27 protein-coding genes are annotated in these 25,825 nt (G+C 69.7%); 11 read left to right on the top strand and 16 right to left on the bottom strand.

Going from position 1 to position 25,825, the window contains the following annotated elements:
- Positions 1 to 106 precede the first annotated feature (106 nt).
- The 5 genes from xylA (at position 107) to ACQ0O7_RS16955 (ending at position 7,282) form a co-directional block, all read left to right on the top strand.
- Positions 107 to 1,291: a xylose isomerase gene (gene xylA, locus ACQ0O7_RS16975; protein ID WP_430783045.1), complete on the top strand. Its 1,185-nt coding sequence runs from the start codon at positions 107 to 109 to the stop codon at positions 1,289 to 1,291.
- 2 nt (positions 1,292 to 1,293) lie between these two features.
- Positions 1,294 to 2,694 carry a xylulokinase gene (gene xylB / locus ACQ0O7_RS16970; protein WP_430783044.1) on the top strand — a complete coding sequence of 467 codons (1,401 nt, stop codon included), beginning with the start codon at positions 1,294 to 1,296 and terminating at the stop codon, positions 2,692 to 2,694.
- A gap of 130 nt (positions 2,695 to 2,824) precedes the next feature.
- Positions 2,825 to 4,240 carry a pectinesterase family protein gene (locus ACQ0O7_RS16965; RefSeq protein WP_430783042.1) on the top strand — a complete coding sequence of 472 codons (1,416 nt, stop codon included), beginning with the start codon at positions 2,825 to 2,827 and terminating at the stop codon, positions 4,238 to 4,240.
- A 2-nt stretch (positions 4,241 to 4,242) separates the two neighbouring features.
- Positions 4,243 to 5,685 (top strand): RICIN domain-containing protein, encoded by a 1,443-nt coding sequence (locus ACQ0O7_RS16960; protein ID WP_430783041.1) that lies wholly within the window; start codon positions 4,243 to 4,245, stop codon positions 5,683 to 5,685.
- A gap of 124 nt (positions 5,686 to 5,809) precedes the next feature.
- Positions 5,810 to 7,282 carry an MFS transporter gene (locus tag ACQ0O7_RS16955; protein ID WP_430783040.1) on the top strand — a complete coding sequence of 491 codons (1,473 nt, stop codon included), beginning with the start codon at positions 5,810 to 5,812 and terminating at the stop codon, positions 7,280 to 7,282.
- Here ACQ0O7_RS16955 and ACQ0O7_RS16950 read toward each other — a convergent pair.
- From ACQ0O7_RS16950 to ACQ0O7_RS16920, 7 genes are all read right to left on the bottom strand, one after another.
- Positions 7,190 to 8,797, bottom strand: coding sequence for a glycoside hydrolase family 13 protein (locus ACQ0O7_RS16950; RefSeq protein WP_430783039.1), 1,608 nt, complete (start codon positions 8,795 to 8,797; stop codon positions 7,190 to 7,192). The genes ACQ0O7_RS16955 and ACQ0O7_RS16950 overlap by 93 nt on opposite strands.
- 27 nt (positions 8,798 to 8,824) lie before the next feature.
- Positions 8,825 to 9,544 carry an HD domain-containing protein gene (locus ACQ0O7_RS16945; RefSeq protein ID WP_430783038.1) on the bottom strand — a complete coding sequence of 240 codons (720 nt, stop codon included), beginning with the start codon at positions 9,542 to 9,544 and terminating at the stop codon, positions 8,825 to 8,827.
- Positions 9,545 to 9,586: 42 nt separating this feature from the next.
- Positions 9,587 to 10,528 (bottom strand): MHYT domain-containing protein, encoded by a 942-nt coding sequence (locus ACQ0O7_RS16940; protein ID WP_430783036.1) that lies wholly within the window; start codon positions 10,526 to 10,528, stop codon positions 9,587 to 9,589.
- Between the two features lie 167 nt (positions 10,529 to 10,695).
- On the bottom strand, positions 10,696 to 10,839 hold the full coding sequence (locus tag ACQ0O7_RS16935) for a GPGG-motif small membrane protein (RefSeq protein ID WP_173476724.1): 144 nt from the start codon (positions 10,837 to 10,839) through the stop codon (positions 10,696 to 10,698).
- A gap of 40 nt (positions 10,840 to 10,879) precedes the next feature.
- Positions 10,880 to 11,623 carry a metallophosphoesterase family protein gene (locus ACQ0O7_RS16930; protein WP_430783035.1) on the bottom strand — a complete coding sequence of 248 codons (744 nt, stop codon included), beginning with the start codon at positions 11,621 to 11,623 and terminating at the stop codon, positions 10,880 to 10,882.
- Positions 11,620 to 11,868 carry a hypothetical protein gene (locus tag ACQ0O7_RS16925; RefSeq protein WP_430783034.1) on the bottom strand — a complete coding sequence of 83 codons (249 nt, stop codon included), beginning with the start codon at positions 11,866 to 11,868 and terminating at the stop codon, positions 11,620 to 11,622. Before ACQ0O7_RS16925 ends, ACQ0O7_RS16930 begins: the two co-directional genes overlap by 4 nt.
- Position 11,869: 1 nt before the next feature.
- Complete coding sequence (locus ACQ0O7_RS16920; protein ID WP_430783033.1) at positions 11,870 to 12,457, bottom strand: nucleotidyltransferase family protein; 588 nt, start codon at positions 12,455 to 12,457, stop codon at positions 11,870 to 11,872.
- 139 nt (positions 12,458 to 12,596) lie between these two features.
- Between ACQ0O7_RS16920 and ACQ0O7_RS16915 the strand changes: the two genes are divergently transcribed.
- Positions 12,597 to 13,250, top strand: a complete 654-nt coding sequence (locus tag ACQ0O7_RS16915; protein ID WP_430783032.1) for a dTMP kinase — start codon at positions 12,597 to 12,599, stop codon at positions 13,248 to 13,250.
- Here ACQ0O7_RS16915 and ACQ0O7_RS16910 read toward each other — a convergent pair.
- Positions 13,241 to 13,930, bottom strand: a complete 690-nt coding sequence (locus tag ACQ0O7_RS16910; protein WP_430783031.1) for an SDR family NAD(P)-dependent oxidoreductase — start codon at positions 13,928 to 13,930, stop codon at positions 13,241 to 13,243. The genes ACQ0O7_RS16915 and ACQ0O7_RS16910 overlap by 10 nt on opposite strands.
- Before the next feature lie 527 nt (positions 13,931 to 14,457).
- Between ACQ0O7_RS16910 and ACQ0O7_RS16905 the strand changes: the two genes are divergently transcribed.
- A complete protein-coding gene (locus ACQ0O7_RS16905) occupies positions 14,458 to 15,459 on the top strand; it encodes a sigma-70 family RNA polymerase sigma factor (RefSeq protein WP_430783030.1) in 1,002 nt (333 codons plus the stop codon).
- Between the two features lie 255 nt (positions 15,460 to 15,714).
- On the opposite strand, the gene ACQ0O7_RS16900 is transcribed toward ACQ0O7_RS16905, so the two are convergent.
- The 3 genes from ACQ0O7_RS16900 to ACQ0O7_RS16890 all read right to left on the bottom strand — a co-directional run bounded on the left by ACQ0O7_RS16900 (position 15,715) and on the right by ACQ0O7_RS16890 (position 17,793).
- Positions 15,715 to 16,638, bottom strand: coding sequence for an NlpC/P60 family protein (locus tag ACQ0O7_RS16900; RefSeq protein WP_430783029.1), 924 nt, complete (start codon positions 16,636 to 16,638; stop codon positions 15,715 to 15,717).
- Between the two features lie 386 nt (positions 16,639 to 17,024).
- Positions 17,025 to 17,345: a DUF3817 domain-containing protein gene (locus ACQ0O7_RS16895; RefSeq protein WP_430783028.1), complete on the bottom strand. Its 321-nt coding sequence runs from the start codon at positions 17,343 to 17,345 to the stop codon at positions 17,025 to 17,027.
- Between the two features lie 19 nt (positions 17,346 to 17,364).
- Entirely contained in the window at positions 17,365 to 17,793 is a 429-nt protein-coding gene (locus ACQ0O7_RS16890; protein WP_430783027.1) for a hypothetical protein, read from the bottom strand.
- Positions 17,794 to 17,877: 84 nt separating this feature from the next.
- On the opposite strand from ACQ0O7_RS16890, the gene ACQ0O7_RS16885 reads away from it, so the two are divergent.
- Together ACQ0O7_RS16885 and ACQ0O7_RS16880 are read left to right on the top strand one after the other, a co-directional pair.
- Positions 17,878 to 18,129: a DUF6158 family protein gene (locus ACQ0O7_RS16885; RefSeq protein ID WP_430783026.1), complete on the top strand. Its 252-nt coding sequence runs from the start codon at positions 17,878 to 17,880 to the stop codon at positions 18,127 to 18,129.
- 320 nt (positions 18,130 to 18,449) lie between these two features.
- On the top strand, positions 18,450 to 19,271 hold the full coding sequence (locus tag ACQ0O7_RS16880; RefSeq protein WP_430783025.1) for an ANTAR domain-containing protein: 822 nt from the start codon (positions 18,450 to 18,452) through the stop codon (positions 19,269 to 19,271).
- 72 nt (positions 19,272 to 19,343) lie between these two features.
- Here the strand turns inward: ACQ0O7_RS16880 and ACQ0O7_RS16875 are convergent, their stop codons facing one another.
- The 5 genes from ACQ0O7_RS16875 to ACQ0O7_RS16855 all read right to left on the bottom strand — a co-directional run bounded on the left by ACQ0O7_RS16875 (position 19,344) and on the right by ACQ0O7_RS16855 (position 23,032).
- Positions 19,344 to 19,652, bottom strand: coding sequence for an antibiotic biosynthesis monooxygenase family protein (locus ACQ0O7_RS16875; protein ID WP_430783024.1), 309 nt, complete (start codon positions 19,650 to 19,652; stop codon positions 19,344 to 19,346).
- A 9-nt stretch (positions 19,653 to 19,661) separates the two neighbouring features.
- Positions 19,662 to 21,311, bottom strand: a complete 1,650-nt coding sequence (locus ACQ0O7_RS16870; protein ID WP_430783023.1) for an MDR family MFS transporter — start codon at positions 21,309 to 21,311, stop codon at positions 19,662 to 19,664.
- Positions 21,308 to 21,781 carry a MarR family winged helix-turn-helix transcriptional regulator gene (locus ACQ0O7_RS16865; RefSeq protein WP_430783022.1) on the bottom strand — a complete coding sequence of 158 codons (474 nt, stop codon included), beginning with the start codon at positions 21,779 to 21,781 and terminating at the stop codon, positions 21,308 to 21,310. Before ACQ0O7_RS16865 ends, ACQ0O7_RS16870 begins: the two co-directional genes overlap by 4 nt.
- Positions 21,782 to 21,841: 60 nt before the next feature.
- Positions 21,842 to 22,435 carry a class I SAM-dependent methyltransferase gene (locus ACQ0O7_RS16860; protein WP_430783021.1) on the bottom strand — a complete coding sequence of 198 codons (594 nt, stop codon included), beginning with the start codon at positions 22,433 to 22,435 and terminating at the stop codon, positions 21,842 to 21,844.
- A gap of 111 nt (positions 22,436 to 22,546) precedes the next feature.
- Complete coding sequence (locus ACQ0O7_RS16855) at positions 22,547 to 23,032, bottom strand: hypothetical protein (protein ID WP_430783020.1); 486 nt, start codon at positions 23,030 to 23,032, stop codon at positions 22,547 to 22,549.
- Between the two features lie 208 nt (positions 23,033 to 23,240).
- Here ACQ0O7_RS16855 and ACQ0O7_RS16850 point away from each other — a divergent pair, with 208 nt between their 5' ends.
- Complete coding sequence (locus ACQ0O7_RS16850) at positions 23,241 to 23,915, top strand: response regulator (protein ID WP_430783019.1); 675 nt, start codon at positions 23,241 to 23,243, stop codon at positions 23,913 to 23,915.
- Positions 23,916 to 23,999: 84 nt separating this feature from the next.
- Entirely contained in the window at positions 24,000 to 25,808 is a 1,809-nt protein-coding gene (locus tag ACQ0O7_RS16845) for a hypothetical protein (protein WP_430783018.1), read from the top strand.
- Positions 25,809 to 25,825: the final 17 nt, after the last annotated feature.

Below are 25,825 nucleotides of genomic sequence, written 5' to 3'. Positions count from 1 at the left end.
GTGGTCGGGGCGGTCAACACGCCCTTGACAGTGCCATAGGCGAGTCAAATAATTCAACCACTAAACAAATCCCCGTCGTTACACATCGTTTCGTGGAGGTAACCCCGTGTCTCTCCAGGCCACACCCGCTGACAAGTTCTCCTTCGGCCTCTGGACCGTGGGCTGGCAGGCCCGCGACGCGTTCGGTGACGCCACCCGCCCGGCCCTCGACCCGGTCGAGGCGGTGCACAAGCTCGCCGAGATCGGCGCCTACGGCATCACCTTCCATGACGACGACCTGGTCCCGTTCGGCGCCGACGCGCAGACCCGTGACGGCATCATCGGCGGCTTCAAGAAGGCCCTCGACGAGACCGGCCTGATCGTCCCGATGGTCACCACCAACCTGTTCACCCACCCGGTGTTCAAGGACGGCGGCTTCACCAGCAACGACCGTTCGGTCCGGCGGTACGCGATCCGCAAGGTCCTGCGCCAGATGGACCTCGGCGCCGAGCTGGGTGCCAAGACCCTGGTGCTGTGGGGTGGCCGCGAGGGCGCCGAGTACGACTCGGCCAAGGACGTCGGCGCCGCCCTCGACCGCTACCGTGAGGCCCTCAACCTGCTCGCGCAGTACTCCGAGGACAAGGGCTACGGCCTGCGCTTCGCCATCGAGCCGAAGCCGAACGAGCCCCGCGGCGACATCCTGCTCCCGACCGCCGGCCACGCCATCGCGTTCGTGCAGGAGCTGGAGCGTCCCGAACTGTTCGGCATCAACCCGGAGACGGGCCACGAGCAGATGTCGAACCTCAACTTCACCCAGGGCATCGCCCAGGCGCTGTGGCACAAGAAGCTGTTCCACATCGACCTGAACGGCCAGCACGGCCCCAAGTTCGACCAGGACCTGGTCTTCGGCCACGGCGACCTGCTCAACGCGTTCTCCCTGGTCGACCTGCTGGAGAACGGCCCGGACGGCGCCCCGGCCTACGACGGCCCGCGGCACTTCGACTACAAGCCGTCGCGCACCGAGGACTTCGACGGTGTGTGGGAGTCGGCCAAGGACAACATCCGGATGTACCTGCTGCTCAAGGAGCGGGCCGCGGCCTTCCGCGCCGACCCCGAGGTGCAGGCCGCGCTGGCCGAGTCCAAGGTCGCCGAGCTGCGCACCCCCACCCTCAACCCGGGCGAGGGCTACCAGGAGCTGCTCAACGACCGCACCGCGTTCGAGGACTACGACGCGGACGCCGTCGGCGCCAAGGGCTTCGGCTTCGTCAAGCTCAACCAGCTGGCGATCGACCACCTGCTCCGGGCGCGCTGAGCATGGCTCTCGTTGCCGGGATCGACAGCTCGACCCAGTCGTGCAAGGTCGTGATCCGCGACGCCGAGACCGGGAAGCTGGTCCGCCAGGGCCGGGCCGCCCACCCGGACGGCACCGAGGTGCACCCGGACGCCTGGTGGGCCGCGCTCCAGCAGGCGATCGCCGAAGCCGGTGGCCTGGACGACGTGGCCGCCGTCTCGGTCGCCGGGCAGCAGCACGGCATGGTGGTGCTCGACGAGTCCGGTGCGGTGGTCCGCCCGGCGCTGCTGTGGAACGACACCCGCAGCGCCGGCGCGGCCGCCGACCTGATCACCGAGCTGGGCGGGGGCGACAAGTGGGCGGACGCGGTCGGCATCGTGCCGGTCGCCAGCTTCACCCTGACCAAGCTGCGCTGGCTGGCCCGCAACGAGCCGGCGAACGCGGCCCGGGTCGCCGCGGTCTGCCTGCCGCACGACTGGCTGACCTGGAAGCTGTCCGGATCCACCTCGCTGAGTGATCTGCGGACCGACCGCAGCGACGCCAGCGGCACGCTCTACTGGTCCGCCAAGACCAACGAGTACCGCCGCGACCTGCTGGAACTCGGGTTCGGGCGGGATCTGATCGTGCCCGAGGTGCTGGGCCCCACCGGGATCGCCGGGCACCTGCCCAACGGCGCCCCGCTGGGCCCGGGCGCCGGTGACAACGCGGCGGCCGCCCTCGGCACCGGCGCGCTGCCCGGCGACGTGATCGTCTCGATCGGCACGTCCGGCACGGTGTTCGCCTCCTCGGAGGCGGCGCCGAACGACCCGACCGGAACGGTGGCCGGCTTCGCCGACACCACCGGCCGGTTCCTGCCGATCGTGGTCACCCTCAACGCGGCCCGGGTCCTGGACGCGGCCGCGAAGATGCTGAACGTCGGCCACGACGAGCTGTCGAAGCTCGCGCTGTCGGCGCCGGCCGGGGCGGACGGCCTGGTCCTGGTGCCCTACCTGGAAGGGGAGCGCACCCCCAACCGGCCGGACGCCACCGGCGCGATCCACGGGCTCACGCTCAAGACGTCCACCCCGGCGCACGTGGCCCGGGCGGCCGTCGAGGGCATGCTCTGCGCGCTCGCCGACGGACTGGACGCCCTGACCGCGACCGGCGCCGAGGCGAACCGGATCGTGCTGGTCGGCGGCGGGGCGAAGAGCGAGGCGGTCCGCCGGATCGCGCCCGCGCTCTTCGGCAAGCCGGTCCTGGTCCCGCCGCCCGGCGAGTACGTCGCCGACGGCGCGGCCCGCCAGGCGGCCTGGGTGTCGCTCGGCGGCGACACTCCGCCGGCCTGGTCGGCGGACACCCCCGCGGTGTACGAGGACGACAGCGTCCCGCTGATCCGCGAGCAGTACGCGGCCGCTCAGCACGCGGTGATCGACCGCACCCGCTGACGCGCGCCACGGCCGGCTCCCACAGCCGTCACCGGTGATCCCGGGACGGCGGTGGGAGCCGGCTTTTTCTGTTATCTCCGGACCGCCGCGGCATCTACGTGTCATCCCCAAGGCACGTGAAAGGACCGCAGTGGCAAAGAGAAGACTGATCGGAGCGGTGGCCGCCCTCGTCGTCCCGGCCGGGCTCATCGCGTATTCGGTGCTCCCGTCGAGCGCGGCGGCCGCCCCCACGGCCGGTGTCGCCTACCAGCTGATCGTCAAGAAGAGTGGCAAGTGTCTGGATGTGCCGTCGGCGTCGAAGGACAACGCCGCGTTGCTCCAGCAGTGGGGTTGCACCGCGAACTCCACGTGGCAGCAGTTCCGGCTGGTGGCGTCGGGCTCGAACTTCCTGATCCAGAACGTCAACAGCGGCAAGTGCGTCGACGTGCCGGGCGGGTCGGCGACCTCGGGTCAGCAACTCCAGCAGTGGGGCTGCGCGCCGGCTCAGCCGAATCAGCAGTGGCGTCTCGCGGCGTCGGGCACGGACACGTACCAGATCATCAATGCCGGTAATGGTCTCTGCGTCTCCGACCAGGGGGCCTCGACTGCCAACGGTGCGGCGATCATCCAGGAGACCTGTACCGCCAACAGCAACAAGCAGTGGGCGTTCACACCCGTCTCCGGCGGCAGCACCGGCACCTTCACGGTGGCCGCCGACGGCACCGGCACCTACCGGACCGTGCAGGCCGCGATCGACGCGATCGGCACCGGCAACACCAGCCGGAAGACGATCACGATCAAGCCGGGTACGTACCGCGAGATCGTCACCATCCCGAACACCAAGCCGTTCGTCACCCTGCAGGGCGGCGGCGACTCCAACGACGACGTGGTGATCGTCAACAACCGCAGCAACGCCGGAGGGTACGGCACCTCGGGCAGCGCGACCCTCTTCGCCAACGGCAGGGAGTTCGCCGCCACCAACCTGACGATCTCCAACGACTACGGTGAGGGCTCGCAGGCGGTGGCCGCCAACCTCAACGCCGACAGGCTGATCTTCGACAACGTACGGTTCCTGGGCGCGCAGGACACCCTGCTGGTCAACAGCGGGCGGTCGTACGTCAAGGGCGGCTATGTCGAGGGGACCGTGGACTTCATCTTCGGGTCCGGGACCGCGGTCTTCAACGGCACGAGGATCCACCAGAAGCGGTCGACCGGTGGGCCGATCACGGCCGCGCGCACCGATCCCGGTAACGCGTACGGTTTCCTGATCTACAAGTCGACGATCACCGGCGCCACTGCCAACACCACGCAGCTCGGCCGTCCGTGGGGGCCGGACGCTCAGGTGCTGTTCCGGGAGTCGAACCTGAGCGCGACGATCAAGACCGCGCAGCCCTGGACCGACATGTCCGGAAATATCTGGCAAAACGCGCGGTTTGCGGAATACAAGAACACCGGCGCGGGCGCCACCGTGAACAGCAACCGCAAGCAGCTCTCCGACGCGCAGGCCGCGAACCACACCCCGCAGAGATACCTGGCGGGCACCGACAACTGGAACCCGGTGGGTTGATCATGAAGAAGCGCATCTCGCTCGCGGCGATCGTCCTCGCCGTACCGGTCGCGATCGTCGGCTGGTCGATCCTCCCGTCGGACGCGGCCGCCGCCCCGGCCGCCGGCACCACCTACCAGCTGATCGTCAAGAAGAGTGGCAAGTGTCTGGATGTGCCGTCGGCGTCGAAGGACAACGCCGCGTTGCTCCAGCAGTGGGGTTGCACCGCGAACTCCACGTGGCAGCAGTTCCGGCTGGTGGCGTCGGGCTCGAACTTCCTGATCCAGAACGTCAACAGCGGCAAGTGCGTCGACGTGCCCGCCGCGTCCACCACCTCCGGCACCCGGTTGCAGCAGTACACGTGCGTCGGTTCGCAGGCCAATCAGCAGTGGCGGCTCGCGGCGTCGGGCACGGACACGTACCAGATCATCAATGCCGGTAACGGTCTGTGCGTCTCCGACGAGGGCGCCTCGACCGCGAACGGCGCGTCGATCATCCAGGAGACGTGCACCGCGAACTCCAACAAGCAGTGGGCGTTCACCCCGGTCTCCGGCGGCTCCACGGGCCGGACCTGGCCGTCCACCCCGGACGGGTTCGCCTCCACCGGCGGCGGCACCACCGGCGGTGCGGCCGGAGCCACGGTCACCGTCACCACCCTGGCCGACCTGACGAAGTACGTCACCGCGACCGAGCCGTACGTGATCCGGGTGGGCGGCCCGATCACGATCACCCCCAAGGGCACCGAACTCAAGGTCAAGTCGAACAAGACCATCGTCGGCGCCGGCACCAAGGGCGAGATCGTCGGCGGCGGCTTCTTCCTCGGCGCGGGCGTCCGCAACGTGATCATCCGGAACCTGACCATCCGCGACACCCAGATGGTCGAGGACGACCCGGACGACAAGGACTACGACTACGACGGCATCCAGATGGACACCGCCGACCACATCTGGATCGACCACAACAGGATCACCCGGATGAACGACGGCATGATCGACAGCCGTAAGGACACCTCGTACCTCACGGTGTCCTGGAATCTCCTCGACACCGGGAACAAGGCCTTCGGCATCGGCTGGACCGAGAACGTCACCGCGCGTATGACGATCCACCACAACTGGATCCGCAACACCAGCCAGCGCAACCCCAGCACCGACAACGTGGCGTACGCCCACCTCTACAACAACCACATGCAGAACATCACGTCGTACGGCAACCTGTCCCGTGGCGCCACCAGGATGGTGCTGGAGAACAGCTACTTCGACAACGTGAAGAACCCGTACTACAACGACACGTCGGCCGCCCAGCTGAAACAGAGCGGCAGCATCGTGACGAACTCCTCGGGCAAGCAGCAGACCAACGGCGCCGCCTTCGACCCGAAGAGCTTCTACCCGTACACCCTGGACCCGGCCGCCGATGTCCCGGCCCTGCTGGCGAAGTACGCCGGCCCGCAGGCCGACATCGGCAACTGATCACCACCGGGGGTACGAGGGGCGGTGCTGGCCACGGACAGCACCGCCCCTCACCGGCGAAAGATCGACGAGACCGGGGACAAGGGGTTCGGGACGCCGATCTGCGGATAACCTCTACCGCGTGATGGGCAGGGGCGGAGCCGCGCACCGCGTGTACAGCGTGGTCGTGTTCGTGGTGCTCGCTGCCCTGGACAACGTGGCGATCGGGCTGGTGCCGCCGCTCTACGGCAGCATCGGCACCGACCTCGAGGTGTCCGAGGGGCACATCGCCCTGGCGACCACGATCATGTTCCTGGTCAGCGCGGTCGCGGCGATCGGTTTCGCGTACGTCGGGGACCGCACCGACCGCAAGCCGGTGCTGATCGCCGGCACGGTGTTGTGGGTGCTCGGCACCGCCGGGTCGGGCCTGGCCGGGACCTACGGGTGGTTCCTGGCCGCCCAGGTGCTGGCGGCGTTCGGGCTGGGCGGGGTCGCCTCAGTCAGTTTCGCGGTGGTCAGCGACCTGATCTCGCCGCGGCGCCGCGGGCTGGTGATGAGTTTCTGGGGGCTGTCGCAGGGGCTCGGCACCCTGGCCGGCACCCTGGTCGGAGGCCTGCTGGGGCACGAGGACTGGCGCCGCCCGTTCCTGGTGACCGCCGCGGTGGGCGCCGTCGCCACGGTCGCCTACCTGCTCACCTACGACGTGCCGCGCGGTGACAGCCAGCCGGAGCTGGCCGGGGTGGACTACGAGGAGCGGATCCGCCACGAGGACATCCCGGTGATCCTCAAGCGCCGGACCAACGTGTGGCTGATCCTGCAGGGCGGGACCGCGCAGATCGCCTTCGGGTCGCTGGTGTGGCTGCCGGTGCTGTTCCGTGAACGGGCTCTCGACCAGGGCTACAGCGTGGGTACGGCGGTGCTGGTCGGCAGCGTCTTCGCGACGATCTTCCAGCTGGGTGCGGCGCTGTCGATCCTCGGTGGGCTGGCCGGTGACCGTCTGCAGCGGCGTACCCCCCGGGGCCGGGCACTCGTCGCCTCGGTGGGCGTACTGGCGGCCGTGCCCTTCTATGTGGTCCTGTTCTTCGTCCCGATGACGATCACGGTGCCGGACGGCGCCGGCACGGCCGAGGTGATCCGGGGCGTGCTGAGCAACCTGGTGACCGAGCCGACGGTCGGGATCTGCCTGGTGATCGCGGTGTTCGCGCTGATGCTGACGTCGGCGAACTCGCCGAACTGGTTCGCGATGATCGCCGACGTGAACCCGCCGCAGCACCGGGGCACCGTCTACAGCCTCGGCAACCTGGTCAACGGGGTGGGCCGGGCCGGCGGCAACGTGCTGGTCGGGGTGGCCTTCGCCGGTCTGGCGGCGATCTTCCCGCCGCCGCTGAACTATTCGGCCGGGCTGGCCGCGTTCGTGCTCTTCTTCGTACCGACCGGGATCATGTACTGGCTGGCCAGCAGGACGGTCGCGCGGGACATGGCCGACACGCACGCCGCCCTGCTGGCGGTAGCCGAGAAACTGGAGTCAGACGACGGCCCAGACGGTGACGTCGGTGGGGATCCGGCCGTCGTCGGCGAGCGGCTCGCTGCTCAGCAGGACCCGGGCGCCGTCCGGTAGCGCGGCGGGCTCGGCCCCGAAATTCGTCACCACGGTCACGCCGCCGTTGCGGAAGGCCAGCGCGTCGGTGTCGGACGCCAGCCACACCAGCTCACCGGAGCCCAGCTCGTGCTCACGGCGGGCGGCCAGCGCGGAGCGGTACAGCTCGTACGTCGATCCGGGCACGTCGACCTGACGGTCCAGGGCGTACTCGGCCCAGATCGGCGGCTGCGGCAGCCAGCTCGCCTCGGCCGGGCCGAAGCCGTACGACGGGGCGTCGGCCTCCCACGGGATCGGCACCCGGCAGCCGTCCCGGCCACGCTCGGTGTGCCCGGACCGCTCCCAGGCCGGGTCCTCGCGGTACTCGTCGGGCAGCTGGGTGTGCTCCGGCAGCCCCAGTTCCTCACCCTGGTAGAGGTATGCCGAGCCGGGCAGGCCGAGCATCAGCAGGGTGGCCGCGCGGGCCCGTCGCAGGCCGAGCACCTGGTCCGGCTGCGGGTCGCCGACACCGATCCCGGGCATCCGCTTGGTCCCGGCCGGGAAACCCAGCCGGGAGGCGTGCCGGACCACGTCGTGATTGGACAGCACCCAGGTGGTGGTGGCGCCGACCGCGTCGTTGGCGGCCAGCGAGGAGTCGATCACCGCGCGCAGCTCGGCCGGCAGCCAGGGCGCCTCCAGGTACGGGAAGTTGAACGCCTGATGCATCTCGTCCGGCCGGACGTACCGGGCCAGCCGCTCCTCGGGCTGCACCCACGCCTCGGCGACCAGGATCCGGCCGCCCTCGTACTCGTCGAGGACGGCACGCCACTGCCGGTAGATCTCGTGCACACCCTCCTGGTCCCACATCGGCGGCGGCGGGCCGACCGGCTCCAGACCGCCCAGGATCACCGACGGGGCGCTCCAGTCGGTCAGCTCGGCGTCCTTGATCAGACCGTGCGCCACGTCGACCCGGAAGCCGTCGACGCCCCGGTCCAGCCAGAACCGCAGGATGTCGAGGAACTCGGCGCGGACCTCCGGGTGGTCCCAGTTGAGGTCGGGCTGGGAGACGTCGAACAGGTGCAGGAACCACTGGCCGTCCGGCAACTGCTGCCACGCGGAGCCACCGAAGACGCTCTGCCAGGAGTTGGGGGCCTGGTCGCCGTCCCGGAAGATGTAGCGCTCCCGCTCCGGGCTGCCCGGCCCGGCCGCCAGCGCCGCCTTGAACCACTCGTGGTCGCTGGAGGTGTGGTTCGGCACCAGGTCGACGATCACCTTGAGGCCCAGGTCGTGGGCGGTGCCGATCAGCTTGTCGGCGTCCCCGAGCGAACCGAACCGCGGGTCCACGCCCCGGTAGTCGGCCACGTCGTAGCCGGCGTCGTGCTGCGGGCTCGGATAGAACGGCGAGAGCCACACCGCGTCGACACCCAGCTCGCGGAGCTGGGGCAGCCGTGCGGTGATGCCGGGCAGGTCGCCCATGCCGTCACCGTTCCCGTCAGCGAACGAACGGGGGTAGATCTGGTAGATGACAGCGTCCCGCCACCAAGCGTCAGTAGCCATGGCCCCACGATAGGTCGGCCCCGGGGGTCAGCCGTCCAGGATCGCGGCGAATCGCTCCTCGGCCAGGTCGAGCTGATCCAGGATGTGCTCCTTGGCCTCGGTGCAGAGCGGTGTGTCCGGACGTCCGACCAGCTCACGCAGGGTGGGCACGAGCGGCCGGTACTTGCCGGCCGACCGGTACGCCTTGTCGAGCGTGGTGTGAATCACGCCCACCCCGTTGTCGGTGAAGTCGGAAATCTTGATCACCCGGGCCCACGGGTCACGGTCCAGTTTCTCCGCCACGTGCGTCCGGTACTGCTCGTTCTTGTCGCGCTTCGGGTCGTACTCCGGATTGGTGACCGACCGGACCAGGTCGGCGACCCGCGGGTTGAACCGCCGGGCCAGCTCGGCCAGGGCAGCCTCGGTCAGCTCGGTGTGCGACAGCTCCGGATCCACCCCGCCCAGCTCCGCCGGGTGATCCTCGGCGGCGTCGTGCAACAGTGCCGCGACCAGCACGTCGACGTCCCGCACCCGGTAGTACCGGATGATCCGGATGGCCACCCGCAGCAGGTGGTTCAGGTAGGGCTCGCGCACCCGGCGGTCCTCGGCGTGCAGTTCGGAGGCGAGGTCGAGGGCCTCGGTCAGTGTCTTGCGCTCGTCGTCGGCGAAGGACTCCAGTTCGAGTGCGAATCGGTCACGTAGGCCGGCTTCGCCGTACACCTCGGTGATGGCGTGCAGTGGCATCGAGAGCAGCATCCGTGGCGCCATGTCGATCAGATATACCGGATCACGGGCGGGGATGGGTTTCGATCAGCTCCCGGATGTCGCCGGTGGCGCGGTCGGCGCGGGTGAGGGTGACGGCCGGGGCCCGGGAGAGGGACGGCCGGCGGCCCGCCCGGTGGCCACCGCCCGGGCGGCCGGAGTCATCCGCATCGCGCCGAGCGACGACTGCCGGACCGGGCGCGGCTGCGCGGTCTCGGCGTGCACCCCGCGCTTCGGGATGCCGGCGCCGTCGGTGAACTCCTCCTCGGTCATCGCCTGCAGCGCGCTCAGCGCCACACCGACGATGGTGGCCGTGGTGATCAGGATGATCGGTACCAGCATGGTCAGCGGCCGGATCCCGGCGGCCGGCGGCCCGCCCGCCGGATGCAGCTCGATCGACATGGCGGCCATCCCGGTGTAGTGCATGCCGCAGACCGCGACACCCATCACCGCGGCCGCCCCGGTGACCTTGGCCCAGCCGCGCACCGAGACCGCGAACCACAGCGCGATGGTGCAGGCCGCGATGGCGATCAGGGCCGAGGCGACGACCAGGACGGGGGAGTAGCGGATGTCCGCGGCGAGCCGGATCCCCTCCATCCCGGTGTAGTGCATGGCGATCACGCCGGCGCCGGTGAGCACACCGGCTCCCAGGGTCTTGCCGACGCTGCGCCGCCCGTGCCCGACCAGAAGAAGACCCACACCCACCGTGAGTACGGCGAACAGCAGGCTGAGCAGGGTGAGGCCGAGGTCGTAGCGGACCGGGCTGGCGGGCACGTCGAAGCCGAGCATCGCGGCGAAATGCATCAGCCAGATCCCGCCCCCGCCGATCGAGAAGGCGGCGATCAGCAGCCAGCGGTTGCGGCGGCTGCGGCTGTGCGCGTCACGGGCCCGGCCGGTGCAGAGCAGGCCGAGGAACGAGCCGAGGAACGCCAGCAGATATGCCGCGATCGGGTTGTAGGCGCCATAGGTGAAGTGATGAACATCGGCCACGCCGGGGATTGAGTCAGATATCAGCGGTCGTACATCGCACCTTGTGTGCGGCGGTGCCCGAAAGAGATGGAACCGGGGTCACCGAGGACGTGTCCGAATCGGACCCATCCGCGGCGACCCCGGTTCAGGGTCGGGGGAGCGGCTCGTCAGGGGTTGCCGACGGGGGATCAGGTGAAGATGCTGACGCCGCCGGGACCCACCAGGAGACCGACGATGATCAGCACGACGCCCCACAGGATCTGCCGCCGGAACAGCGCGAGAACACCGGCGACCACGAGAACAACGGCGAGAATCCAAAGCAAGAGGTCCATGTCCAGTCGATACCCGGACCCTCCAAAACGGAAACCTCGACTACGCCGGTACGAGTTCGGAATCCACCGTCTCGGACAGCAACTGGTACACGTTGTACGCCTGCTTGATCACCGGGTGCGCGACGTTGCGGACCGGAACCCCGCCAGGGGTACGCCCACGCTCGGAACCGTGGTGCGCGTGCCCGTGCAGGGCCAGCGCGGTCGGCGCCGAGTCGATCGCGTTGCCGAGCTGGTAGCAGCCCAGGAACGGATAGATCTCCAGCGGCTCACCGGCCAGCGTCTCCGGCACCGGCGCGTAGTGGGTGAGCGCCACCAGGGCGTCGCACCGCACCGAACGCAGCGCCTCCCCGAGCCGGGCCGCGATGTCCTCGGTGACACCCACGAAGTTCTTCATCTCGCGCTCACCGAAGTTGCTGGCGCACGCCCCGGCGAACCCACCGCCGAAACCCTTCGCCCCGGCGATCCCGAGCCGGTGCCCGCGGATCTCCAGCACCGTCGACTCGCACTCCAGCACGGTGATCCCGGCGTCGGTCAGCACCCGGGTGACCTGGTCCTGCTGGTCGCTCTGATGGTCGTGGTTGCCGAGCACCACCACGACCGGCACGGCCAGGCCGCCGAACTCGGTCGCGAAGCACTTCGCCTCGTCCACCGTCCCGTGCCGGGTCAGGTCACCGGCGACCAGCAGCGCGTCGGCCCGGTCCGGCAGCTCCTCCAGAGCGGGCCGGTAACGGCCCACCACGTCCTTGTCCACGTGGACGTCGCCCACAGCGGCGATCCGGATCATGAAATCTCCTCCACCTCGATCGGCGCCTGCGCCCGGGTGATGCCGATGTCGCAGGTGATCTCGATCTCCGGGAACCGGCCGGAGATCTGCCGGCAGATCTCGTCGCGCCGTTGCGCGCTCTCCACCTCACCGCCGAGAACCACCATGTTCTCCCGGCGCTGCACGGTGATGCCCTGCTCGGCGATGCGCTCGTGCTCGGCGAGCAGGCGCTGGATCTCGGCTTCGAGATCGATGTGAACCGTCATCTCATCCTCCGACAACCTTGAGTTCCCGCCCATCCGGGTGCGGCACCACGTCCAGCCGGTCGAGCAGTACGAAGAACGCCTCGGCGTACGGTGAGTCACCGGTCTCCCGGCGGACCCGCTCCCAGTCGATCTGCTCACGCAGCGACCGGGCGACCGGCAGCCCGGTCGCGAAATCGCAGTAGTGCTGGCTGTAGCTGAGCAGCTTGTGCACCATCAGCCGGCTCGCGGAGAGCACCGGCATGTAGATCGCCTCGACCGAGATCTGCTCGGTGTCCGCGAGCGTCGCGTCGTCCACCGGCGACTCCACCGGCCGATAGATCAGGTCCACCATCCGGCCCTCGTCATAGACCTTGACCAGCCAGTCCTCCGGGGGCTGCTCCGTCTCGAACCCCGCGCTGGACAATTCTTGAAGCGCCCGCTCCTTGTCCTGCTCGCGGATCAGGAAGTCCACGTCGTGATCGCTGGAATAGCCTCCGCGGGCATAGACCGCGAAGCTTCCGCCCAATGCGAAGGGGATGTCAGCGCCTTTGAGAATCGACGCGACCCGCTTCAAGGTGATGGCCAAACCCTCGTCCACACGATGTGGCATGCCGACCTCCTGTCCCGTGTCCGGTCGTTCACGACTACCCGGAGTCGCGGCACCTTGAACCCCTGGGCTCATTCTGGAGGACCGTTCACGTCCCGCGGTGCGGAACGCGGTGTGCGGGGCGGCGCTACCGTGGGTTGGTATGGCTCTCATGGCGCAGTCGAACCCGGTCGTGGACCCCCGATATCCCAGCCGGATGCCGCGCACGATCGCCCTCGTCGGCATCGACGGCTCCGGAAAGACCACCCAGGCCCGCACCGTCGCCGCCGAGCTGGCCGCCGCCGGGTTCCCAGCCGCGTACCGGCAGAACGCCGGAGGCCGCCACTGGTTCGGCCGGATCGCGGTGATGATCGGCAGACCCGACGCCGAGGCCCTGTTCGGCCGGCGCGGAACACTCGCCGTGGAGTCGGTGCTCCGCTGGTTCGCCATCGCCCGCACCCTGCTGCGCCGGGCCGTCCGCCGGGAGATCGCGGTGATGGACCGCTACGCCGTGTGCCAGTTCGCCAGCCTCCGCGCGCATGGCGCCCGGCCGTCCGCCGAGCGCCGGGCCCGTCTGGCCTACCGCCTCTTCCCCCAGCCGGACGTGACGTTCTTCCTGGCCGTCGACCCCGAGGTGGCCCAGGACCGGATCGAGCGGCGCGGCTACGACACCGAGACCATGGACTACCTGCGGGCCGCCGACGCCGCCTACCGCTCGCTCCCGGAATACCCCCGCTTCGTGGTGATCGACGCGAACGGCACCCCGGAGCAGGTCACCAAGGCCATCCGGACCGAACTCGAAGGCGGTCAGGCCTGACCGTAAACCGGGATCCGCGCACCACTGACCGGCGCCGACACGTCCGAGGCCAGATAGAGGATGGTCTCGGCGATCGCGGCCGGGCTCACCCAGCTGCCGTGATCGGCGTCCGGCATCGCGGCCCGGTTCGCCGCCGTGTCGATCACGCTGGGCAGCACCGTGTTGCAGCGCACGCCCCGCTTGCGGTACTCGACGTCGACCGCCGCCGCGAACGCCAGCAGCGCGGCCTTGGCGGTGACGTACCCGGCCGCACCGGGAAAGGGCGAGACCGCGGCCCGCGACGAGACCCCGACCACCGAGCCACCCCCGGCACCGATCAGGTACGGCAGAGCCGCCGCCGTCGTCAGGTAGGTGGGCCGCAGGTTCAGCGCCAGCATCGCCTCGAAGTCCTCGACCGGGGTGTCGGCGATCAGACCGCCGCTGGCGAACCCGCCGACCAGATTGACCACCGCCCGCAGCGGGGCCCGCTCGTCGCCGGCGGCCACCCCGACCGCCGCCCGCACGTCCGCCTCGACCATCACGTCCGCCTCCACCACGACCGCTCCCTCGGGTCGCCACGCGGTGCTCCCGGGCCGCACCGGCGCCACCACACGCCACCCCGCGGCCAGGAAAGCGCTGATCGTGGCCGTGCCGAGTCCACCTGTGCCGCCGGTCACCAGGGCGGTCCGAGTCGAGGTCATGAGATGCAGCCTGTCACACCGTCGTGGCTGTGCTGTTCCTCACTCGCCCGTCGAAACTGGCCGTCACCTGGGAATGTTCCCCGCGCGCCGAGCGTCACCCGTGCGGGCGAGTGAGATACGGCGTGGCAAGGCGCATTGTGACCGATGGTCCCGTTCAGCGCGCGGATTCCGGATCTTTTCGCGGGGCGTTTGTTTCAGGCCTGTTCGTGCCCGGCCGATCCTGCACATGAACCCCACGGGCACGAAACACGTACTCGGGGGTGACGGACATCGCGTCGCCCAGGGTGATGCCCGTCGCTGTGACGATGAGAGGCCGATGGTGTTATGAGGCGCGCAAAGGGTATCCGACCGTCAGCACGACGGTCGCGAAGATGCCGCACTCAGGGATCGCGCACTGGGCTCTCAGGTACCACCCAGGCATTCGTGACACTTTCGACCCACCAGCTGGAATCAGTGCGACCAGCAATTTGTTATGTGGATGTCAGCAACCGCAATGCACGAGCTGCGGACGTTACGGGAGAGGGCTGATGGACGCAGGTAATGCCCGTAACAGGGTTAGTGACGGCAATGAGGGGACCGTGGGCAACGTGGAGAAGAACACCGTGATGCGTACCGACCAGGTCGCCGAAGAGCGCGACCTCGTCGGAGTCTACCTGCACGAGATCTCCCGGACGCCGCTGTTGGACGCCGCGCGGGAGGTCGAGCTCTCCAAGGCGATCGAGGCGGGCCTCTACGCCGAGCACCTGCTCGAGACGGGTGAGGTCCGGCGCGGCATCAGCCGGGAGGAACTGGAGCGCGTCGTCACCGAGGGCCGCCGGTCGAAAGACCTGTTCATCCGGGCCAACCTCCGGCTCGTCGTCTCCATCGCACGCCGCTACGTCCGATCCGGCATGCCGATGCTCGACCTCATCCAGGAAGGCAACACCGGCCTGGTCCGCGCGGTCGAGAAATTCGACTACGAGCGCGGCTACAAGTTCTCCACCTACGCCACCTGGTGGGTCCGCCAGGCGATCAGCCGGGCCATCGCCCAGCAGGAGCGCACCGTCCGGCTCCCCGTGCACCTGGTCGAAGACGTCAACCGGATGCGCAACGTCACCCGCCAGCTGGTCCGCGAGCTGGGCGGCGACCCGGAGCCGGAGCAGGTCGCGGCCGCGCTCGGCGTCACCGTCGAGCGGGTCAACGAGCTCACCCGCTGGGCGCAGGACACCGTCTCCCTGGACACCCCGGTCGGCGACGACGGCGACACCAACCTCGGTGACCTGGTGGCCGACAGCGACGCCCCGAGCCCCGAGGAGATCGTCCTCAACGCGCTCGAGCGGCAGCGCATCGAGGGCCTGCTCAACCACCTGGACGACCGCTCGGCCGGCATCATGCGGGCGCGGTACGGGCTGGAGGACGGCCGGGAGCACTCGCTCACCGAGGTGGCCTCCCGCTTCTCGCTGAGCCGGGAGCGGATCCGCCAGCTGGAGATCCAGGCGCTCGGCCGGCTCCGCGAGCTGGCCCGCGCCGAGGGCCTGCAGGCCGCCTGACAGTCCCACAAACGACCTAGGCCGGTGCCCCCCTGATGAGGGGGCACCGGCCTAGTCACGTCCCACCCCACAACCCCGCTGATCTTCACCGCTGATCTTCGGCTAGCCGTACCTCAGCGAGGTTATGGAGGGGGTATTCGGTGTCTGACGTACAGCTCGGCCTGCCCGGCCGTACCTCAGATAGGTAATCGACCCTTCATAACCTGTCTGAGGTACGGCTAGCCGGGAAGAGGGGGGTGCTTGCGGGAGGAGGGGTTACTTGACTCGGCCGTAGCCGTTCGGGGTCATGATGTTCACCGTTCGGTGCAGTACGTCCCGGCCGGCCGACGGCGCGTCGATGATCTTGCCGCCTCCGACGTAGATCGCGACGTGCGCGTTGTTCCGGTAGAACACCAGGTCGCCCGGCTGGAGGTCGGCCTTGCTGATCCGTGCGGTGGCGCTGTACTGCGCGGCGGCGTTGTGCGGCAGTGACTTGCCCGCCTTCGCCCAGGCCGCCGAGGTCAGACCGGAGCAGTCGTACGAGTTCGGGCCGGCGTCGCCGAAACCGTACGGCTTGCCGATCTGGTTGAACGCGAACGTGACCGCGACGCCGGCCGACCCCGCGATGTTGGGGATCTTGCCGGTGTAGGAGCCGTTGCCACCCTCGGTGGGGCTGCCGTAGACGGTCTCCCGCATGTCGTACAGGTCTTCGAGGTCGCCCTCGATCTTCTTCTTGGTCTTCACCAGCTCGGTGGACTGGGCGTTCTGCTTCTTCAGCGTGGACGCCAGCGCCTCTTGACGGTCCGCGAACGACTGGGTGGTCTCGCGGAACGTGTCGATGTCCTGCTGGTTGGAGCGGGTGATCTGCTCCAGGAACGCCAGGCGCTCCATCAGGTTCTCCGAGTCACCGCTCACCAGCACCGTCATCGGGCCGGTGCGACCCTGCATGTAGGTGGTCTTGGCGATGGTGCCGACCTTTTCGGTGGCCTTGTCCAGGGCCTCCTGGGCCGGCTTCAGCGAGGCCTCCAGCTTGACGCCGTCGGCCTTGGTCTTCTTGATGTCCAGGCGCAGCTTGTTGTACTGCTCGGTGACGTCCTCGAGTTTCTCCGAGGCCACCTCGATCTTCTTCTTGAGCTCTTTCTCGGTGGGGGCGGCGTTCGCTGCCGTCCCGCCCGAGAGGGTGATCGCGAAAGCCGTCATCGCGACCACGAGCGCCCGGAACCTGTTTCGGGGGTGTCGCACTTGGTCAGGGGCCTTTCTTCCGCTGGCCGCCTACCGGGTCGGCGGGACGGTGGGGCTGGAAGAGAGGCCCTGTCCACGTCGGCTGTCCCGGCCCGGATCACGAAACGACCGCCGCCCCCGGGGTCGGGACGGCGGATCGCCACGTATTGATCGGCGGCGTTGGCCGGCGCCACCCGAGGGGTTGTGGCTGCGGACCGAACCAACCGCATTAACCTATCGACGGAAGAAAAGAAATCAAGACCTTGCCGAGTGATTTTTCCCAATGGTCTGGGTTGAACCAATAATCCCGATAACGGGCCGTTATCCGACCGCCGCTGTGCGTTATTCAGCGCCGGGTTTTCGGACTATTTGGCCAGCGCTGGTTCGCTTGCCGGAATCCAGTGCCGGGTCACCTGGCGCTCGGCCCAGAACGAGAAGAACGGGATGGTTCCGGCCAGCATCACCAGGATCATCCGGCTGAACGCCCACTTCGCGCGGCGCGCCAGGTCGAAGGCGAGCACCAGGTAGACCATGTAGAGGAAACCGTGGAACGGGCCCACCGCCTCGACCACGACCGGGTTGTGGGTGGGGCCGTATTTCAGGGGCATGCCGACGACGACGAGGGCGATCAGGACCACGCCGACGATCCAGGCGATGATCCGGTAGCGGGTGAGGGCTCCCTGCACGGTCGGTGACTCCTTCTAGCTATTTATGGGGAACGCGGCCCGGATAGTCGGACGGGCGGGCGCCCGGGTGCTCCGTGAGCCAGGCCAGGTAATCGTTGTAGGCGTCCAGTTCCGGGTCCGGCCCGCCGTCGCCGGCCGGGGTGACCGCGACACGGACCGGGCGGCCCAGGGTCACCGGCGCGCCGGGGGTGCTCGCGGTACGCGGCGCGGGCTCGGGCTCGGTCAGCGGCTCGCCGGCGGCCTTGCGGCGGGCGAGTTGCATCTCCCGCACCCAGATGAAGACCACGAATCCACCGAAGACCGGCCACTGGAACATGTAGCCGTAACTGACCGAATTGCCGTCGGCGGCGCGGCTGAACTGCCACCAGCCCAGCGCGAGACAGGTCGCGGTCATCACGATCGCGAGCAGATGGCGGGCCATCCACGACGGCGTCCACAGCCCCTTCATGCCTTGAGACTACCGGCGGGTTTGCCGCGGCCCCACGGGGGCAAGCCCGCAGGTGAGCCATCTCGTGACGAATGGAGACGGATCATGGTGCGGATGCATGGCGAGAACGGCGGGGCGGTGGCCTTCGACACCGGTGTGGACCCGGCCGGTCTGTCTGACGAGGATCTCTTCCGTGAGCTGGCCAGCCTCTACCGGACTCGGCTGGACACCTTGCGGCACGGGCCGGACCCGGCGCTGGACAACCACTTCAAGCGGACCGCCGAGCTGGAGACCGAGTACATGGCGCGTCATCCCGGGCGTGAGGTCGATCCCGGCCGTCTCTCCCGGGAGCTCTAGGGGTGTAACCCAGGTCACATAAGCTCACGGAATCATGGGCGGGTGCCGACGGTTGACAACGAATGCCGGTGTGCCCAGTGTCCCCGGGCCTCACCCATCGCCTGCACGGAATACCGTTCGGCTGGAGCCGTGTTGAGCCACTCGCCGCGAGGCGACCTGCACACCGGCGTTCGCGCCGCCTCTCGGACTCTCCGAGGGGCGGCGCAGTGCTTTCCCGGCTTCCCGGTGAATGTCGCGGACCGGGGTTTATCCGGTCAACACCCCCCGATAGGGGCACCTCGTCGCGCATGATTGCGGATAGACGTGGCAATATCCGTCGAGTGTCTGCCCCGAAACGTCGAGTCCCGGCCGCGCAGCGTGGCGCCCGGTTGACCCGGCGCACCCCTGACAACGGCACGTCCCCGGCCTTCCCGCGTCGCCCCTCCGGTGGCCGGGGTGGCGGCACCGCCCGGCACTCCACGGCGGTCCCCGGGCCACATGCGGTGGAGATCGCCGGGCACCTGCACGAACTCACCGTCCGCCTGCTCTCCGCGGACTCCCTCACCCAGGCTCTCGACCGGCTCGCCGGCGCCACCGCGGCCCTGCCCGGGGTGATCCGCTGCTCGGTCGTCCTGATCGGCGAGGGCGGGCCGCTCACCGAGGCCGCCGCCGGGCCGGCCGGGGAGACGTTCGACCGGCTTCAGTACGAGGGGAGCACCGGCCCCGGACTGGAGGCCGCCCGCACCCGCACCCTGGTGACCGCCGACGATCTGTGCGCCGACGAGCGATGGCCGGAGCTGTGGGCGGCCGCCCGTACCGACGGGCTGAGCGCCGTCGCGGTCATCCCGCTCGACGTACGTCGTACCGCCGTCGGTGCGGTCAGTGTCTACCCGGAGCGGGCCGGCGGCCTGGACCCGGAGGTGCTGGTCACCGCGATGGCTCTGGCCGGGCAGGCCGAGGTGCTGCTCGGCGAGCTGCACCGGCGCGAGGCTCTGACCGAGGGCGCCGAGGTGGACCGGGCGGTCGGCGTGATCATCGCGCAGCGCGGCTGCGGGGTGCAGGAGGCGTACGCGATCCTCCAGGAGAGCGCCCAGCGCCTCGGCCTGGACCGCGGTACGGTGGCCAAACGCCTGGTGGCCGCTGCCGCCCGCAACGCCGAGTAGGTCGGCTGGGCTCTCCGGTCGTGTGCCGATCGGTGGCTCGGATCGAGCCACGGATCGGCACACGGTCTGGCGTCAGCTGGGATTCTCGACGGACTGGACGACCTCGAACTCCAGCAGGCTCGCGCCGGAGGCGACCGGCTTGGCGCGCTCGCCGGCGTGGGCCTCCTTGGCGCGGCCGTTCGACCAGTTCTGGAAGTCCTCCTCGGTCTCCCAGCGGGTGTAGACGAAATAGCGGGTGTCGCCGGCCACCGGGCGCAGCAGCTCGAACCCGAGGAAGCCGGGCGAGTTCTCCACCGCGCCGTGGCGGGCGGCGAACCGCTTCTCCAGTTCGGGGCCGGCGCCCTCGGGGACCTCAATCGCGTTGATCTTCACAACAGCCATGTGGTCACGCTACTGCGCCTTGCGGGTCTCCTCCTCGTGGGCGGCCTCGGCGCGCGCCTGCTGGGCGGACCGCTGGGAGAGTGGGATCTCGGGCAGGAACAGCACCACGATCAAGCCGATGATCATGATGAAGAACGCGATCAGGTAGACCACGTGCACGCTGTCCGCGAACCCGACCTTGAACGGGTGCGAGACCGTGTCGGAGAGCTTGCTCAGGAACGACGTGTCACTCAGCCCGGCGCCGCTGGTCGCGGTCCGCAGGATCTCGGCCTGGGCCGGGTCGGCGGCCAGCGCCTGCTGGAACGCCGGCGTCTGCTGGGCCGAGCCGTAGGCCTTCTCGATGTTGGCGGGCAGCACGTTGAACAGCACCGACAGGAAGACCGCGGTGCCGAGCGTGCCACCCATCGAACGGAAGAAGGTGACCGCACCGGTGGCGGTGCCGATCTGCCGGGGCGACACCGCGTTCTGCACGGCGGTGATCATCGGCTGCATGTTGCTGCCCAGGCCGAGGCCCATCAGGACCATCACCAGCATCGTGCGCCACAGCGGGGTGTCCGCGCCGACCAGGGAGAACAGGAACAGCGCGATGACCATGAAGACGCTGCCGACGATGGGGAAGATCCGGTACCGGCCGGTACGCGAGATCAGCTGCCCGGAGATGATCGAGCCGGTCATGATGCCCACCACGAACGGGATCATCTGCAGGCCGGCCTCGGTGGCGGTGGACCCCTTCACGATCTGCAGATAGAGCGGGACGGTCATCAGGCCGCCGAACATCGCCATGCCGAGGATCGTGCTGGCGGTCACCCCGACCGCCACCGTGCGCTTACCCAGCAGGCTCAGCGGGAGCAGCGCCTCGTCCTTGTAGGCGCGCTCGGCCAGCACGAAACCGATCAGGCCGATGCCGCCGACCACGAAGCAGGCGATCGAGCGGCCGGAGTCCCAGCCCCACTCCCGGCCCTGCTCGGCCACGGTCAGCAGCGGCACCAGCGCGATGACCAGGGTGAGCGCGCCGGGCCAGTCGATGCGGTGGTCGACCCGGTGGTGCGGCAGGTGCAGCACCTTGGCCACCACGGCCATCGCGGCCAGGCCGATCGGCACGTTGATGAAGAACACCCAGCGCCAGCCGGCCGTGCCGAGCAGTTCGTCGGCGCCGGCGAAGAAGCCGCCCAGGATCGGGCCGAGCACGCTCGCCGTACCGAAGACGGCGAGGAAGAAGCCCTGGTACTTGGCGCGCTCGCGGGGCGGGACGATGTCGCCGATGATGGCCAGGGCCAGGGACATCAGGCCGCCGGCGCCGAGGCCCTGGATGGCCCGGAAGCCGGCCAGCTGCCACATGTCGCCGGCCAGGCCGCAGAGGAACGAGCCGACGATGAAGACGCCGATCGCGAGCAGGAAGAACGGGCGGCGGCCGTAGATGTCGGACAACTTGCCGTACAGCGGGGTGGCGATCGTCGACGTGATCAGGAACGCGGTGGTGGCCCAGGCCTGCAGGTTGAAGCCGTTGAGGTCGTCGGCGATGGTCCGGGTCGCGGTCGCCATGATCGTCTGATCCAGCGCGGCGAGGAACATGCCCATCATCAGGCCGCCGAGGATCGTCAGGATCTGGCGGTGGGTGAATTCCACCGGCGCGGGCGCCGATGGGGCGGGGTGGCTCACGAAGTCTCCCGTGGAGGTGCTCCCGTGTCGGAGCGCAGGTGCGCTTCGACCGCGTCGTTGAACTCTTCGAAAAGATCGGTGAAGGCGCCCACCCGGTCGGCCGGCCAGTCCGCCAGGACCTGGGTGAGCATCGCCACCCGGGCCTGGCGCACCCGCTCGCAGGCGGCCACGCCGGCCTCGGTCACGGCCAGGCGGGAGGCCCGGCCGTCAGCCGGGTCCGCCTCCCGGCGGGCCAGACCGGCCTTCACCAACTGGGCGGCCTGACGGCTGACCGTCGACGGATCCGCCCCTTTGATCTCGGCCAGGTCGGTGACTCGCATCGGACCCATCGCACGCAACGGAGGAAGCAGCATCAGCGCGGAGAACTCAGCGCCGAGGTCTCCGGTCTTGAGCATGCCCCGGAATCGGGCGCCCATCCGGACCAACCGCGTGATTTCCTCGGCCAGCCGGGTGGATTCCTGTTCGTGCACGATGGGCCTCCGGGTATCAATGTGCATGTAGGCTACAACTTGTTGCGTGATGAATGCATGTCACTTCATGCGCCAGACGCCCGTGGTGAGCGCCTCGGTCTCCTCCAGATGCGCGGGGACCGGCACGACATACTCGGCCACCAGCTCGAAGAGACGCCCGGGGAAGAAGCCCCGGCCCGGGTCGCCGACCAGCACAGTCGCGCCGTTCTTGCGGAAGGCGCGCAGCGTGGCGACCATCTTCGGCGCCACCGTGGGGCTGTAGAAGACGTCGCCGGCCAGCACCACCTCGGGGTCGTCCAGCCGGGCGACGAGCGACAGCCCGTTGGCGGAGGCGTTGCGATGGGCCGCCTCGACCGCGGCCGGGTCGACGTCGGTGCAGGCCACCGCGGCGGCCCCGCAGCGCGCGGCGGCGACCGCGGCGACACCCGAGCCGGTCGCGACGTCGAGCACACGACGGCCCGCCACCTGTGCCGGACGATCCAGCAGGTGACGGGCCAGGGCCTGGCCACCGGCCCAGGCGAAGGCCCAGAACGGTGGCGGCTGATCGCTGTGGAACTCACCGCCGGTCAGGTCGAAGAGCCCGAGCGGCTGGGTGACGAGGTGCAGGGAGATCTCCGGGGCGAACGGCACCGGAGTCAGGGCGGTGGGGAACACCCCCTGATTGAACCTTTTTCAACGTGGCGAGGCCGAACCTACCCGGCGGCGGCTCGCCGGCCGGGCGTGCCGGGCTCGATGACAGGTCGAGAAAGGTTCACCGTCCGGGGGTCAGCCGATCGGCTGCGGGTCGCCCGCCATCATCAGTTTCGCCCGGTACTCGGCACGGGCCTCGGCTGCCCACGGTGCGTCCTCCTCCTCCAGCAGCGGGCGGGACGCCAGGAAGGCGGCGGCGGCCAGCGGGCGGGCGGCCCGGGCGGCCGGGCGGCCGGCCGCGCTGGCGAGCAACTGGTCGAAGGTGGCGGTGTCGACGTGCACCCGGTCGGCGACCAGCCGGGCCCGGCCGCGGTGGGTGGTGATCACCGAGTCGCGCCGGTGCACACCCGGCTCCAGCCGGTCCCGGAGGATGCCCAGATCCGAGGTGAGGGTAGCGGCGGGGACACCCAGCGTGTCGGCCAGCTCCACAAGAGACCACTCGCCGCGCAGGGCGAGCAGGGCGAGGAGCTGGCGGGGGCGGGCGCCACCGAAATCGTCACCGGTCAGGCGAATGCCGCGGGTGCGGACCTCGAGACGGCCGAAGAGCTGGATGTCGTGCATGATCGAGAACTGTGCTGTCCGGAGGCCGGTGTCGACAAGCCCCAAAGCGAGGGGGTGTCTCGGCCGAACGACTGGTCATCACGTCCGCTCGGAGGCAACTGTCCGTCGGGCGTTCCGGTGGGCAGCCTGTTGGTAGGGAAGGCAGTCCGTCGGGTAATCCTTAGACTGCGCGGAGCCCGTCGGGGGCCGGATTGAGGAAGGGTGACGTATGGACAGCGGCGAGACGATCACTGTGCTCGTCGTCGACGGTCACCAGACCTTCGCCGAGCTGCTGGGACACGCCCTCGCAGGTCAGCCCGACCTGCACTGTGTGGGGCACGCGGGCACCGGCGCGGAGGCGATACGCCTCGCCGCCGAGCTGTCGCCGAACGTGATCGTGATGGATCCGGAACTGTCCGATGCGGACGGCATCGCCATCGCCGAACTGATCCGGGTGCGCCAGCCCGACTCACGTGTGGTGATCCTCACGGCCAGCGAGGACCAGACCCTGGTGCGCCGCGCGACGACCGCCGGGGCCGCCGGATTCATCTCTAAGAACGGCGCGCTCGGTGACGTCCTCAACGCGTTGCGTACCGCCCATCGCGGCAGTATGACCGTCTCCACCGACATCCTGGCCCGGCTGCTGCGCAGCACCACGCCCACGGTGGCCGGACCGCGCGGCAGCGTGCTCGCCCCGGGTGGCCTGACCGCCCGTGAGGACGAGGTGCTGCAGCTGATGGCGGCCGGTCTGGACGCCCGCGCGGTGGCCCGCCGGCTGGGCATCAGCGTGCACACCTGCCGCGGATACCAGAAGGCGGTGCTCGCCAAACTGGGCGCGCACAGTCAGCTGGAGGCGGTCGCGATCGCCACCCGGCGAGGTCTTGTTCGACCTGACCCGCGGTAAACCCTGCGGTCACTCATCCGAGAAGCGATTCCGTACGTACTCCTACCGGGGGACACACGTGGGTGCGCTGTGCAGGGAGGAATCGTGAACCGTACCGCCGCTGTCGGCGACACGTCCGATCCAGACGACGGGTTGAAGGGCGGACGGCTGCCGCGACGCCGGCCGCAGGCCAACCGTCCGGACATCGGTGGGGATCCGGTCTCGTGGTTCGGCGGGGACAAACCGTCGGACACCGGGTCGCTCTCCTCACCCGCTGCGGCATCCGCGTCTTCTCCCACTTCACCACTTTCCTCACCTTCCGCCCTGTCCAGCCCGGCCGTCCCGCCGACGTCCGCGCCGCCGGCACCGAAGCCCGTCTCGTCGCCGCCCGAGTTCGGGCCGGCCTCGCCCGCCGGGCCGGGACGGGTCTCGTTCGGGTTCAGCGACGGGCCGATCGGCGGCGTCCGCCCGCCCCGCGGCCGCGAGGACACCGGAAGCCTGCCTCGGCAGAGCGGCGACACCGGCAGCCTGCCCCGGCAGAGCGGCGACACCGGTGGCCTGCCTCGGCAGAGCGGCGACACCGGTGGCCTGCCTCGGCAGAGCGGCGACACCGGCGCCGGCAGTCTGCCGAAACCGGCCGGATGGGCCGGCGGGACGATGGGCTCGCTCACCACGGCGTCCGGAGCCTTCCCCTCACGGCGCGACCCGAGCGTGATCATCGGCGCGAACCCCGGCTACGGCGCCGACGAACCGGCCGACGACACCTCGTCCCGGCGGCGCGGCGGCTGGAACTCGGGAGCCGACCCCGACACCGGCAGCGGCGAGCCGACCCGGCAACGATCCGGTGGGGGAGACCCCGGAACAGACGGCTTGCCGGTCGTACGTAAATCGGGAAATGGGACGGACGGACCGGAAGGTCGGTCGCCGGCGTCTCCCGGCGCCTACCCGGGTTTCTCGCCCGCGTCCCCGGCCGGCGCCTACCCCGCCCCGGACGACAGCGCCGGCGCCGGCGTGCCGTGGCCGGCCTCGTTCGAATCCGGACCGTCCGGATCGGACGGCGCGACCTTCGAGACCGCCTCCTCCTGGCCGGCGGCCGGCACGCCACGGGAACCGGTGGTGTTCGGCGACACCCCGCCCCCGCCGGGCCGCCCCGAACCGCCCCGGCAGTCCCGCCTGGTGACCGTCGGCATGGCCGTGCTCGGGGTGGTGGCGCTGGCCGCCATCGCGCTCACCGGCGTCGTCTACTACACCGGCGACGACAACCAGATCCGCGACATGCTCCAGCTCGGCGGTACGAACGAGCAGGTGGCCAGCGGGCCGATCAACGACATGAACATCGCGACCTTCGAACTGATGGCCGCCACCGACCGGGTCCGGCTGCGGATCGACGACCTGGGCGAGGACCTCTACCGGATCAGCTCGCCGGAAGGCAGCGGCGTCCGGCCCAGCGCCGAACTACGCGACGACCGGCTGCGGGTCGACCTGACCCGCGAGACGGCCGGAACCGGCGGCGAGGTCGAGGTGGTACTGACCGCGAAAGTGCGCTGGACCATCCGCTTCTCCGGCTACTCGGCCGAGCGGATCGTCGACCTCAGCCAGGGCCGGATCAAGGGCATCGAACTGGTCGGCGGCACCCGCCGGGCCGAGATGAACCTGGCCCAGGCCTCCGGCACGGTGCCGATGCGGATCACCGGCGGCGTCGAGGAACTCATCCTGCGGGCGCCCACCGGCAGCCCGGTGCGGATCAAGGTGGGCGGCGGCGCGGGCACCGTGACCGCCGGAGCGAAGACGCTCAAGGACGTGGCACCAGGCTCGACGCTGACACCGCGGGACTGGACCAGCGGCAACCGGTACGACGTGGACGCGATCGCCCCGGTCACCCTGCTGAAGGTGGAGACCTCGGCGCCGTCCTGACCGGTGGAGGGCCGCAC

Origin of the sequence: Actinoplanes sp. G11-F43 (genome assembly GCF_050589265.1) — a bacterium.
Lineage (GTDB): Bacteria > Actinomycetota > Actinomycetes > Mycobacteriales > Micromonosporaceae > Actinoplanes.
This window is presented reverse-complemented; position numbering and strand designations above follow the sequence as displayed.

Bases quoted from the DNA above. Each gene is read 5' to 3' on its own strand.
- ACQ0O7_RS16905 (WP_430783030.1), top strand. From the start codon at position 14,458: ATGGACGCAGGTAATGCCCGTAACAGGGTTAGTGACGGCAATGAGGGG.
- ACQ0O7_RS16925 (WP_430783034.1), bottom strand. From the start codon at position 11,868: ATGACGGTTCACATCGATCTCGAAGCCGAGATCCAGCGCCTGCTCGCC.
- ACQ0O7_RS16885 (WP_430783026.1), top strand. From the start codon at position 17,878: ATGGTGCGGATGCATGGCGAGAACGGCGGGGCGGTGGCCTTCGACACC.
- ACQ0O7_RS16875 (WP_430783024.1), bottom strand. From the start codon at position 19,652: ATGGCTGTTGTGAAGATCAACGCGATTGAGGTCCCCGAGGGCGCCGGC.
- xylB (WP_430783044.1), top strand. From the start codon at position 1,294: ATGGCTCTCGTTGCCGGGATCGACAGCTCGACCCAGTCGTGCAAGGTC.
- ACQ0O7_RS16850 (WP_430783019.1), top strand. From the start codon at position 23,241: ATGGACAGCGGCGAGACGATCACTGTGCTCGTCGTCGACGGTCACCAG.
- ACQ0O7_RS16960 (WP_430783041.1), top strand. From the start codon at position 4,243: ATGAAGAAGCGCATCTCGCTCGCGGCGATCGTCCTCGCCGTACCGGTC.
- ACQ0O7_RS16900 (WP_430783029.1), bottom strand. From the start codon at position 16,638: ATGACGGCTTTCGCGATCACCCTCTCGGGCGGGACGGCAGCGAACGCC.
- ACQ0O7_RS16855 (WP_430783020.1), bottom strand. From the start codon at position 23,032: ATGCACGACATCCAGCTCTTCGGCCGTCTCGAGGTCCGCACCCGCGGC.
- ACQ0O7_RS16920 (WP_430783033.1), bottom strand. From the start codon at position 12,457: ATGCCACATCGTGTGGACGAGGGTTTGGCCATCACCTTGAAGCGGGTC.
- ACQ0O7_RS16930 (WP_430783035.1), bottom strand. From the start codon at position 11,623: ATGATCCGGATCGCCGCTGTGGGCGACGTCCACGTGGACAAGGACGTG.
- ACQ0O7_RS16945 (WP_430783038.1), bottom strand. From the start codon at position 9,544: ATGGCGCCACGGATGCTGCTCTCGATGCCACTGCACGCCATCACCGAG.
- ACQ0O7_RS16890 (WP_430783027.1), bottom strand. From the start codon at position 17,793: ATGAAGGGGCTGTGGACGCCGTCGTGGATGGCCCGCCATCTGCTCGCG.
- ACQ0O7_RS16955 (WP_430783040.1), top strand. From the start codon at position 5,810: ATGGGCAGGGGCGGAGCCGCGCACCGCGTGTACAGCGTGGTCGTGTTC.
- ACQ0O7_RS16935 (WP_173476724.1), bottom strand. From the start codon at position 10,839: ATGGACCTCTTGCTTTGGATTCTCGCCGTTGTTCTCGTGGTCGCCGGT.
- ACQ0O7_RS16910 (WP_430783031.1), bottom strand. From the start codon at position 13,930: ATGACCTCGACTCGGACCGCCCTGGTGACCGGCGGCACAGGTGGACTC.
- ACQ0O7_RS16915 (WP_430783032.1), top strand. From the start codon at position 12,597: ATGGCTCTCATGGCGCAGTCGAACCCGGTCGTGGACCCCCGATATCCC.
- ACQ0O7_RS16950 (WP_430783039.1), bottom strand. From the start codon at position 8,797: ATGGCTACTGACGCTTGGTGGCGGGACGCTGTCATCTACCAGATCTAC.